The 10855-nt window shown below is 66.3% G+C and carries 10 protein-coding genes, 2 tRNA genes and 2 pseudogenes; 12 read left to right on the top strand and 2 right to left on the bottom strand.

What is annotated here, in order from left to right; all coding sequences use genetic code 11:
- The 5 genes and pseudogenes from EQG76_RS10490 to EQG76_RS33395 all read left to right on the top strand — a co-directional run.
- Positions 1–424 (top strand): annotated as a pseudogene (locus EQG76_RS10490) (ATP-dependent Clp protease ATP-binding subunit ClpX); the annotation flags it as partial.
- Between the two features lie 256 nt (positions 425–680).
- Positions 681–3080: an endopeptidase La gene (gene lon / locus EQG76_RS10485; protein WP_159713133.1), complete on the top strand. Its 2400-nt coding sequence runs from the start codon at positions 681–683 to the stop codon at positions 3078–3080.
- A gap of 531 nt (positions 3081–3611) precedes the next feature.
- The gene (locus EQG76_RS31675) at positions 3612–3938 is read left to right on the top strand and encodes a DUF4041 domain-containing protein (RefSeq protein ID WP_200840720.1); all 327 of its coding nucleotides are present in this window, start codon (positions 3612–3614) and stop codon (positions 3936–3938) included.
- Positions 3935–4168, top strand: coding sequence for a hypothetical protein (locus EQG76_RS31670; RefSeq protein ID WP_200840719.1), 234 nt, complete (start codon positions 3935–3937; stop codon positions 4166–4168). The genes EQG76_RS31675 and EQG76_RS31670 overlap by 4 nt, the downstream gene beginning before the upstream one ends.
- Positions 4119–4499, top strand: a pseudogene (locus tag EQG76_RS33395) (GIY-YIG nuclease family protein); the annotation flags it as partial. The gene EQG76_RS31670 and the pseudogene EQG76_RS33395, both read left to right, overlap by 50 nt.
- 245 nt (positions 4500–4744) lie before the next feature.
- On the opposite strand, the gene EQG76_RS10475 reads toward EQG76_RS33395, so the two are convergent.
- Positions 4745–5818 carry a class I SAM-dependent methyltransferase gene (locus tag EQG76_RS10475; protein ID WP_159713131.1) on the bottom strand — a complete coding sequence of 358 codons (1074 nt, stop codon included), beginning with the start codon at positions 5816–5818 and terminating at the stop codon, positions 4745–4747.
- 150 nt (positions 5819–5968) lie between these two features.
- Positions 5969–6043: transfer RNA gene (locus tag EQG76_RS10470), tRNA-Val, on the bottom strand.
- A gap of 142 nt (positions 6044–6185) precedes the next feature.
- Between EQG76_RS10470 and EQG76_RS10465 the strand changes: the two genes are divergently transcribed.
- From EQG76_RS10465 to nuoF, 7 genes are all read left to right on the top strand, one after another.
- Positions 6186–6262 (top strand) — tRNA-Asp (locus EQG76_RS10465).
- 184 nt (positions 6263–6446) lie between these two features.
- On the top strand, positions 6447–6812 hold the full coding sequence (locus EQG76_RS10460) for an NADH-quinone oxidoreductase subunit A (protein ID WP_159713129.1): 366 nt from the start codon (positions 6447–6449) through the stop codon (positions 6810–6812).
- On the top strand, positions 6803–7366 hold the full coding sequence (locus EQG76_RS10455; protein WP_200840718.1) for a NuoB/complex I 20 kDa subunit family protein: 564 nt from the start codon (positions 6803–6805) through the stop codon (positions 7364–7366). The genes EQG76_RS10460 and EQG76_RS10455 overlap by 10 nt, the downstream gene beginning before the upstream one ends.
- Positions 7366–7998: an NADH-quinone oxidoreductase subunit C gene (locus EQG76_RS10450; RefSeq protein WP_159713127.1), complete on the top strand. Its 633-nt coding sequence runs from the start codon at positions 7366–7368 to the stop codon at positions 7996–7998. The genes EQG76_RS10455 and EQG76_RS10450 overlap by 1 nt, the downstream gene beginning before the upstream one ends.
- A 44-nt stretch (positions 7999–8042) precedes the next feature.
- Positions 8043–9206, top strand: a complete 1164-nt coding sequence (locus EQG76_RS10445; RefSeq protein ID WP_407925526.1) for an NADH-quinone oxidoreductase subunit D — start codon at positions 8043–8045, stop codon at positions 9204–9206.
- Positions 9203–9865 (top strand): NADH-quinone oxidoreductase subunit NuoE, encoded by a 663-nt coding sequence (gene nuoE / locus EQG76_RS10440; protein WP_321573445.1) that lies wholly within the window; start codon positions 9203–9205, stop codon positions 9863–9865. Before EQG76_RS10445 ends, nuoE begins: the two co-directional genes overlap by 4 nt.
- Positions 9865–10855, top strand: a 991-nt coding sequence (nuoF, locus tag EQG76_RS10435; protein ID WP_159713123.1) for an NADH-quinone oxidoreductase subunit NuoF, incomplete at its 3' end; no start/stop codon positions are given. The genes nuoE and nuoF, both read left to right, overlap by 1 nt.

Genomic DNA, 10855 nt, shown 5'->3' with positions numbered 1-10855 from the left:
GGGCGAGCTGCTGGCCGAGGCGGAGCCGGACGACCTCCTGAAGTTCGGCCTAATCCCCGAGTTCATCGGCCGCCTGCCGGTGATCGCGACCCTCCATGACCTGGACGAGACCGCCCTGGTCCAGATCCTGAAGGAGCCGAAGAACGCCCTGGTCAAGCAGTACCAGAAGCTGTTCGACATGGAGGGGGTCAAGCTCACCTTCCAGGAGGACTCGCTGAAGGCGATCGCCAACCGGGCGATCCAGCGCAAGACCGGGGCGCGCGGCTTGCGCTCGATCATGGAGCAGATCCTGCTCGACACCATGTTCGACCTGCCGTCCATGAGCGGCGTGAGCGAGGTGGTGATCAACCGCGAGGTCGCGGACGGGCGGGCCAAGCCGCTCACCGTCCATGTCGAGCAGCGCCAGGACGCCGCCGCCTCCTGAACCTGGGCCGCCTCCTGAACCTGGGGCGCCGGCTGGGCCTGGTGTTTCCTGAGCCCGCCGCGGCCCCCGACCGCGGCGTGGCGACCCTGCCGCGGCAGCCGGCCGTGGCGCGGGAACAATGTCACCGGATCATCTTTTTCCGCGCACGGCCACGTCTCACGTGGCCGTTTGACATTCTTGAAACCAATCTCTGCTATAGCCACGTGTCTGGTCGAGATCGCATGGGGCGGCCTGGCCGCCCCCGAGACGAGGTACCATGAGCGAGCAAGCGCTAGGCAATCTTTATCCCGTGCTGCCGTTGCGCGACATCGTCGTCTTCCCGCACATGATCGTGCCGCTCTTCGTTGGGCGCGAGAAGTCGATCAAGGCGCTCGAGGAGGTGATGAAGGACGACAAGCAGATCCTGCTCGTCGCCCAGAAGAACGCCAGTCAGGACGACCCCGGCAAGAACGACATCTATCGCGTCGGCACGGTGAGCTCCGTGCTGCAGCTGCTCAAGCTGCCCGACGGCACCGTGAAGGTGCTGGTCGAGGGCGTGGCGCGTGCCGAGGTCACCGGGTTCGAGGACAACCCCGATTTCTTCCTGGTCCGTGCCGAGACGATCGATGACGACGCCTCGGAGCCCCGCGAGCTCGAGGCGGTGGCGCGTGCCGTAGTGGGCCAGTTCGAGCAGTATGTGAAGCTCAACAAGAAGGTCCCGCCCGAGGTCATGGTCTCGCTGAGCCAGACCGAGGACCCGGCCAAGCTCGCCGACACGATCGCAGCGCATCTGGCGCTGAAGATCTCGGACAAGCAGGAACTGCTCGAGACCCGCTCGCTCGCCGAGCGGCTGGAGAAGCTCTACGGCTTCATGGAAGGCGAGATTTCGGTTCTCCAGGTGGAGAAGCGGATCCGCTCGCGCGTGAAGCGGCAGATGGAGAAGACCCAGCGCGAGTACTATCTCAACGAGCAGATGAAGGCGATCCAGAAGGAACTCGGCGAGCTGGAGGACGGCCGCGACGAGGCTTCCGAGCTGGAAGAGCGCATCAAGAAGACCAAGCTGTCCAAGGAAGCGCACGACAAGGCGATGGCCGAGCTGAAGAAGCTCCGGACCATGAGCCCGATGTCGGCCGAGGCGACCGTGGTGCGCAACTACCTGGACTGGATGCTGTCCATTCCGTGGAAGAAGCGCTCCAAGGTCAACAAGGACCTCAAGCGCGCCCAGGAGATCCTGGACGCCGACCACTACGGGCTGGAGAAGGTCAAGGAGCGGATCGTCGAGTATCTCGCGGTCCAGCACCGGGTCGACAAGATGCGCGGGCCGATCCTCTGCCTGGTGGGCCCCCCGGGCGTGGGTAAGACCTCGCTCGGCCAGTCGCTGGCCAAGGCCACGGGCCGCAACTTCGTGCGCTTCTCCTTGGGTGGCGTGCGGGACGAGGCCGAGATCCGCGGGCACCGGCGGACCTATATCGGGTCGATGCCGGGCAAGCTCATCCAGAACATGAAGAAGGCCAAGACCAGCAACCCGCTCTTCATGCTCGATGAGATCGACAAGATGGGTGCCGACTTCCGCGGCGACCCGTCGGCCGCCCTTTTGGAGGTGCTGGATCCCGAGCAGAACGTCAGCTTCAACGACCATTACCTGGAGGTCGATTACGACCTGTCGGACGTGATGTTCGTCTGCACTGCGAACACGCTCCGGATGCCCCAGCCGCTCCTGGACCGCATGGAGATCATCCGCATCCCCGGCTACACCGAGGACGAGAAGCTGGAGATCGCCAAGCGGCACCTGATCGGCAAGCAGGCCCAGGCCAACGGCCTCAAGAAGGGCGAGTGGCAGGTCGATGACGACGCGGTGATCGCATTGGTCCGCTACTATACCCGCGAGGCGGGCGTGCGCAGCCTGGAGCGCGAGATCGCGAACCTGGCGCGCAAGTCGGCCAAGGAGATCGTGCTCGAAGGGGTGAAGTCGGTCCGGATCACCGCGGAGAACATCGAGAAATACGCCGGGGTGAAGAAGTTCCGCTATGGTGAGGCGGAGCTGGAGGATCAGGTCGGCGCCACCACGGGCCTAGCCTGGACCGAGGTGGGCGGCGAGCTGCTCACGATCGAGGCGGTCACCGTGCCCGGCAAGGGCAAGATGACCATCACGGGCAAGCTCGGCGACGTGATGCAGGAGTCGATCCAGGCGGCGCGCTCCTATGTGCGCCACCGCTCCGAGGCGCTCGGCATCGAGCCGGAGCAGTTCGACAAGATCGACATCCACATCCACGTGCCGGAGGGGGCGACCCCGAAGGACGGGCCGTCGGCCGGCATCGCCATGGTCACCTCGATCGTGTCGGTGCTAACCAAGATCCCGGTCCATGCCGCGGTCGCGATGACCGGCGAGGTCACGTTGCGCGGCCGGGTCCTGCCGATCGGCGGCCTGAAGGAGAAGCTGCTGGCCGCCCTGCGCGGCGGTCTCAAGACCGTGCTGATCCCGAAGGACAACGAGAAGGACCTGGCCGACATCCCGGCCAACGTGAAGGAGAAGCTGGAGATCGTGCCGGTCTCCACCGTGGACCAGGTGCTGGCCCGGGCGCTCACCCGCCTGCCCGAGCCGCTGCCCCAGGTCCCGTCCCCCGAGGCAATCGCCGCGGTCGCCGAGAAGTCCGGCACGGGTGCCCGGCCGAACTGAGCGGCGTGACACTGCTTTGATCCGCAAGGGCCCCCCGTGGCATGCCACGGGGGGCTTTGTGCGTTGTCCGGCAGGTAGCAGGCGCCCCTGATGCGTGGCGCGCTGTGGGGCATATGCCGGAGCATGGCTGCCACCGCCAGCACGGCGGTTCCAGGTGTTGGCGCACCGGCAGCCGAATGCTCAACTTGAATTCTTACGTGAACCGGCCAATATTCTGGCCTGAATACGTTCTTTAGTCTTGATGATATTGCCGGGATCGCTGATGGATTAGGTGTTTGATTGAATCTTGCTGCTGATGATCGTCGGCTTTCCAGTGGCTGTGGGCCTGTACGTCGTCGAGCTGCGTCGGCGCCGGGCGCTCACCCGGCGGTTTGCCGACGTCATCGACACCGAGAAGCGGGCAGAGGAGATCGTGGCGGCGCAGGAGGCCCAGCTGCGCGCGGCGCAGGCCAAGCTGCACCAGGCGGAGGAGGAGCGGCGTGTCGGCCTGACAGCATCGAGGCGGCGCGCAGCACCTATACGCAGAAGCGGGTGCTGTTGCACAAGCTGGAGGCGGAGCTGGGTGTCTATGCCCCGCATTTCGATTTCGGCACCAGCAAGGCGTATCAGGCGAAGATCCTGGCGGTCCGCTCGCGGCAGGCGGCGTTGGTGAAGGGCAAGCAGGCGGTCGTCGGCGCCAAGCAGTGGCTGGTCGAAGGCAGCGCAGCCAAGGGAGCCACGATCATCGACCGGCAGATCCGCCTGACCTTGCGCGCCTTCAACAACGAGTGCGAGGCCGCCATCGCCAATGCCTGCTGGAACAATGTCAACGCAATGGAGAAGCGGTCCGAAACGCGGCCAGCCAGATCGACAAGATGAACGCCTCCCTGCAGATCACGATCGCCCCGGACTTTCTCCGGCTCAAGCTGGACGAGCTGTTCTTCACCCACGAGCAGCGCGAGGCGCAAAAGCGCCAACGGGTGGAAGTGGCGCGGCTGGCCCGCGAAGAAACCCGCCTTCTGCGCGAGCGGGCCGCGGCGGAGAGCCGGGAGGCGAAGTATGCGGCGATGCTGCTCCAGGCCAAGCACGAGGCGGCGGCCGCCAGCTAAGCCGACCAAGCGTGGCTTGCGGCGCGGATCACCGCCCTGGAAGCCGATCTGGCGGCGGGCCCACGCAGCCAGCGAGCGGGCTCGTGCGATGGCCGAGATGACCAAGTGCGGCCATGTCTACATCATCTCGAACGTCGGCCCGTTCGGCGACGAGGTGGTGAAGATCGGGTTCACCCGCCGGCTCGATCCGGAGGATCGCGTGCGTGAACTGGGCGGCCCCAGCGTGCCGTTCCTGTTCGACACGCATGCCATCATCTACAGCGACGACCCGCCCATGCTGGAAGCCGCCCTGCACACGGCCTTCCACGGCCGGCGGGTCAACACCGCGAACCTACGCAAGGAGTTCTTCCGGGCCGGCTTGGCCGAAGTCGAGGCCGCGGTGGCCCGGCTGGCACCGGCGCCACCTACTTCCGCGACCGCGAGGCGCAGGAATATCACGAGACCCTGGCACGCCGGCGCGACGCAGTGGCTGCGATGCGGCAGGAGGTCGAGAGCCGCCTGCCCGAGGCGATCTGAGCCGGGCCGGAGGGCAGGCGGGTCGGCGGCAGGAGGCTGCCCTATGACCCGCCCGGCGCCTCACCACATGTCGGAGAGCGCCAGCTTGGTGGGCTGGCGGGGGCCTTCGGGGAAGCGGCGGATCGAGGCCAGCAGGTCGACCGTGCCGGCCGGGCCCAGCGGCAGATCCGGGCGGGTCGGGGTGTAGGGCACCTCGGGGCCGGCGGCACCGGCCGTGACCTTCCAGTCGATCAGCTCGGCAAAGTCGACATGCTGGGGGAGGTGGATCCAGTTGTCGTCGGGGGCGGCCGGCGGCTTGCCGACGGCACGGCAGGCGACGCAAACCCGACAGATCGGGACGTTCTTGTCGGTGCGCGCGGTCTGCTTGAGGTAGAACACTTCCAGCGGCGCCAGCCGGGCGAAGCGCAGGAGGTAGTCGAGGTTGACGAGCGACGGCAGCCAGAAATTGTCGCCGTCATAGAAGCGCGCCGCACCATTGAAATAGGCGGCGTTCTCCTCGGATACAGTGGCACCGGTCTCGATGATCAGGATGCCGCCGTCGCGCACCATGCTCCGCGCGGTCAGCAGCCCGCCCAGCGGGTCGAACATGTGGTAGAGCACGCCGGAGAACACCACGACATCCAAGGGCGTGCTCGCCATGTGCTGGTCGCGGAACTGCTTGAGCGAGAGGCCGGCATGGTACTCGAACGCGACGCCCAGCTTTTCCTGGAGGAAGGCCATCTTCTGGCCGAAATCCAGCCGGTCGTAGCTGACCACCCGCCCGGCACCGCGCCTGGCGAGCAGCACCGGGATCAGCCCGTCCATTGAGCCGATGTCGACACAGGACCGGCCGGCGACGTCCACCGCCGAGAGTGCCTTCCTGGTCATCGCCGTGGGCGAATAGTTCATGCCGGCGGTCCACTCGCCGGGCGCATGCTCGATCGAATAGTACCAGCGGCGCTCCAGCAGCGGCACGTCGCCGGCCCGGCGGTCCTCGACCAGAAACCGGCGGGCCAGGTCGTCGCGGTTCTCCGGGTTGGGCGGCAGGTCGGGCTTGCTTGCGACCGGCTTGGGCGCGGGCCGGAGCACGGCCGGGGCGGCGGGGGCCACTGTCTGCTTCACCGGGGCGAGCAGACGACGCAACCGAGAGAGCATGCGGGCACTCCAATTCATGCCGATCCGTCGCGAAGGCGCGACGCCTAGTATGTACCGATCATGCCGCGCCCGCGCGCTAGCGTCAGCCGGCGGGTTCGGCCCCATCCGCTGACGGAGCCCGGACCGGCGCACGCCGCCCTCGGGAGGGAATGGTGCGGGCGGAGGGTTTCGAACCCCCGACATCGACGGTGTAAGCGTCGCGCTCTACCACTGAGCTACACCCGCAACACGGCAGGCTCTAGGCGGGCTGGGCCAGGGATTCAAGCGGGCGATGGCCGCATTCGGCGGCAGCCTCGGAAATGTCCGGATCCTGGCTCGAGGGCGTTGACACCCGTCGAGAGGGGCACTAATCACCCGGCCACGGCACGGGGATGTAGCTCAGTTGGTTAGAGTGCCGGCCTGTCACGCCGGAGGTCGCGGGTTCAAGTCCCGTCATCCTCGCCATCCCGTACCCCCCCTCGAAGTACCGGTCGTTCAAAGCACCGCGCCAGCCGGCGGCGGTGCTGCATTGCATGCATGGCAGCCTTCGGGGTGGGATCTGCGCTTGTGTGCTTGGCGTAGCACCAGGCCGTGACTATGTTCCGGCCGCGCCGTGGTGAAGATCCGCGGCCCAGGACGAGTGGAGCGCATGCAAGGCTATCTGGCGGAATACCTGCCGATCCTGATCTTCATTGCCATCGCCGCAGGCCTGTCCCTCGTGATGATCGTGGCCTCGATGCTGACGGCCCGCCAGCGCCCGGACAGCGAGAAGCTGTCCCCCTACGAGTGCGGCTTCGAGCCGTTCGAGGACGCGCGCGGCCGGTTCGACGTCCGCTACTACCTGGTCGCGATCCTGTTCATCATCTTCGACCTGGAAGTGGCCTTCCTGTTTCCCTGGGCAATCTCCCTGGGAACCATCGGCGTGTTCGGCTTCTGGTCGATGATGTTCTTCCTGTTCGTTCTGACGATCGGCTTCCTCTACGAGTGGAAGAAAGGGGCTTTGGAATGGGACTGACCACGGTGAGCGACCAGTCCGCTGGCACCGTGCCGGCCACGCCCGCCACGCCGCCGGCACCGACCGACCTGTTCGCGCGGGTCGATGCCGGCCTCAAGGACGAGGGCTTCATCGTCACCAAGCTGACCGACCTCGTGAACTGGGCCAGGACCGGCTCGATGTGGCCGATGACCTTCGGCCTGGCTTGCTGCGCGGTCGAGATGATGCACACCGCGGCGGCGCGCTACGACCTGGACCGGTTCGGCATCGTGTTCCGGCCGAGCCCGCGCCAGTCGGACGTAATGATCGTCGCCGGTACGCTGTGCAACAAGATGGCGCCGGCGTTCCGCAAGGTGTACGACCAGATGGCCGAGCCGCGCTACGTCATCTCGATGGGCAGCTGTGCCAACGGCGGCGGCTATTATCATTATTCTTATTCGGTGGTACGCGGCTGCGACCGGATCGTGCCGGTGGACATCTACGTTCCCGGCTGCCCGCCGACCGCGGAAGCACTGCTCTATGGCATCATGCAGCTCCAGCGGAAGATCCGTCGGCGCGGCACCATCGACCGTTGATGGATGCGAACGTGAGCGAAGCAACGCCCGAACCCGCCCATGTGCTGGCGCCCTTGCAGGCGCACTGCGCCAACCTTCTGGGCGACCGTCTGCTCGATGCCCGGATCGCCTATGACGAGCTGACCATCGAGGTGCCGGCCCAGCGGATTGTCGACGTGCTGACCGTGCTGCGCGACGACCCGGGCTGCCTGTTCAAGGTCCTGCTCGACGTCACCGCGGTCGACCGGCCCGAAAACGAGCAGCGCTTCACCGTGGTCTATCACCTGCTCTCGATGAAGCATAACCGGCGGATCCGCGTGGTGGCGGCAACCGACGAGTTCACGCCGGTGCCGTCCGTGGTTCCGGTCTTCTCGACCGCCAACTGGTTCGAGCGCGAGACCTGGGACATGTACGGGGTCATGTTCTCCGACCATCCCGACCTGCGGCGCCTGCTCACCGACTATGGCTTCGACGGCCATCCGTTGCGCAAGGACTTCCCGCTGACCGGCTATGTCGAGATGCGCTACGACCCCGAGCAGCAGCGCGTGGTCTATGAGCCGGTAAAGCTGCGCCAGGACTTCCGCAGCTTCGACTTCCTCAGCCCGTGGGAAGGCAGCGGCCTGCTCCCGGGCGACGAGAAGGCATCCAACTGATCTGTCGCCGAACGGAGTGACCTGGGGCGATGCCCGAGATCCAGATGCGCAACTTCACCATGAACTTCGGCCCGCAGCATCCTGCGGCCCATGGTGTCTTGCGGCTCGTCCTCGAGATGAACGGCGAGGTGGTGGAGCGGGCCGATCCCCATATCGGCCTGCTGCACCGCGGCACCGAGAAGTTCATCGAGAACCGCCCCTATTTGCAGAGCATCCCCTATTTCGACCGGCTCGACTACTGCTCGATGATGATGCAGGAGCACGCTTATGTGCTCGCGGTCGAGAAGCTGCTCGGGATCGAGGTGCCGATTCGGGCGCAGTATATCCGGGTCATGTTCGCCGAGCTGACCCGGATCATGAACCACCTCCTCAACCTGACCACCATGGCGCTGGACGTCGGCGCCATGACTCCGCTCCTCTGGGGCTTCGAGGAGCGCGAGAAGCTGATGGGCTTCTACGAGGAGGTGTCGGGTTCGCGCATGCACGCGAACTATTTCCGCTTCGGCGGCGTCAACCGGGACATGCCGGCCGGCCTTCCCGAGCGGATCGCCGCCTGGTGCGACTCCTTCGTCCATGTGTTCAACGACATGGACAACCTTCTAACCGAGAACCGGATCTTCAAGCAGCGCACCGTGGACATCGGCAAGTTCACGGTCGAGCAGTGTCTGGACTGGGGCTTTTCCGGACCGATGATCCGTGCCGCCGGCGTGCCCTGGGACCTGCGTAAGGCGCAGCCCTATGACTGCTATGACCGGATGGATTTCGACATCCCGGTCGGCAAGAACGGCGACTGCTACGACCGCTACCTTGTCCGGGTGGCCGAGGTGCGCGAATCGCTCAAGATCATGCGCCAGTGCCTGCGCGAGATGCCGGATGGACCGATCCGGCCGGACGACCGCAAGGTCACGCCGCCGCCGCGCACCGAGATGAAGCGGTCGATGGAATCGCTCATCCACCATTTCAAGCTCTACACTGAGGGCGTCCACGTCCCCAACGGCGAGGTCTACGCCGCGGTGGAAAGCTCCAAGGGCGAGTTCGGGGTCTATCTGGTGGGCGACGGCACCAACCGGCCGTACAAGTGCAAGATCCGCTCGCCGGGCTACGCGCATCTTCAGGCACTCGATGCCCTGGGCAAGGGGCACATGCTGGCCGACGTGGTGGCGATCATCGCCGCCATGGACATCGTGTTCGGAGAGATCGACCGGTGAGCAGCGCCGTGCACATCGCCACCCGCCCCTATGGCGCGATGGCCCCGGACGTCGAGACCTTCGCGTTCTCGTCGGAGAACCACGAGCAGGTCGCCCGGATCCTGGCGCGTTATCCGGCGGAGCGCCAGCAGAGCGCCATGCTGCCGCTCCTGCTGCTGGCCCAGGAGCAGCATGGCGGCTGGCTGCCCCAGGCGGCGATGGACCATGTCGCCGAGCTCTTGAACGTGGCGAAGATCCGGGTCTACGAGGTCGCCACCTTCTACGACATGTACAACACCCGGCCGGTGGGGCCGATCCAGGTCCGGGTGTGCACGACCACGCCCTGCTGGCTGTGCGGCTCGGACGACATCGTCCGCGCAGCGAAGGACGAGCTGGAATGCGACATCGGCGAGAGTTCGCCCGATGGCCGCTTCTTCCTGCGCGAGTTCGAGTGCCTGGGTGCTTGCGCCAACGCGCCAGTGCTCTGGGTGGACCAGGACTTCTACGAGGACCTGGACTACGAGAAGGCCCGAGCGGTGCTGGCGGCGCTCAAGCGTGGCGAGACGCCGAAACCCGGCTCGCAGACCGGCCGCCAGGGATCCATGCCGGCCGGCGGCAAGACCACGCTGTTCGAGACTGTTGCCGAGCCCCGGCCGGCCAATGACGAGGCGGGTGCCTGATGCTGCGTGACCAGGATCGCATCTTCACCAATCTCTATGGCGAGTACTCGCCCTGGATCGATGGTGCCCGAGCGCGTGGCGACTGGAGCAACACCAAGGATCTGATCCTGCTCGGCCGCGAGGCGATCGTCGACGGGATCAAGAAGTCCGGCCTGCGCGGCCGCGGCGGTGCCGGCTTCCCCACCGGCATGAAGTGGTCCTTCATGCCCAAGCAGTCGGACGGGCCCACCTATCTGGTGGTGAACGCGGACGAATCGGAGCCCGGCACCTGCAAGGACCGCGAGATCCTGCGCCACGAGCCGCACAAGCTGGTGGAAGGCTGCGTGGTCGCGGCGGCAGGCATGGGTTGCACCGCCGGCTACATCTTCATCCGCGGCGAGTTCGTTCGCGAGGGCCAGGCCCTGGAGCGGGCGGTCGCCGAGGCTTATGAGGCCGGCTATCTGGGCAAGGACTGCTGCGGCTCGGGCATGTCCTTCGACCTCTACGTCCATCGCGGGGCCGGCGCCTATATCTGCGGCGAGGAGACCGCACTCCTGCAGGCGCTGGAGGGCACCAAGGGCCAGCCGCGCCTGAAGCCGCCGTTCCCGGCCATGGTCGGCCTCTACGGCCGGCCGACCACGATCAACAACGTCGAATCGATCGCAGTCACGCCCACCATCCTGCGCCGCGGCCCGGAGTGGTTCGCCGGGATCGGCCGGCCGAACAACACCGGCACCAAGATCTTCTGCATTTCCGGGCATGTGAACCGGCCCTGCACGGTCGAGGAGCAATTGGGCATTCCGCTCAAGGAGCTGCTGGAGAAGCATTGCGGCGGGGTGCGCGGCGGCTGGAACAACCTGCTGGCGGTGATCCCGGGCGGCTCGTCGGTGCCGCTCCTGCCGAAATCCATCTGCGACGACGTGCTGATGGATTTCGATTCGCTGCGCGCGGTCACCTCGGGTCTGGGTACCGCGGGCGTGATCGTGATGGACAAGTCGACCGACGTCGTGA

This window comes from Geminicoccus flavidas, from assembly GCF_009806515.1.
GTDB classification, from domain to species: domain Bacteria; phylum Pseudomonadota; class Alphaproteobacteria; order Geminicoccales; family Geminicoccaceae; genus Geminicoccus; species Geminicoccus flavidus.
The sequence above is the reverse complement of the archived record's forward strand: the minus strand, read 5'-3'. Positions and strand labels throughout refer to the sequence as shown.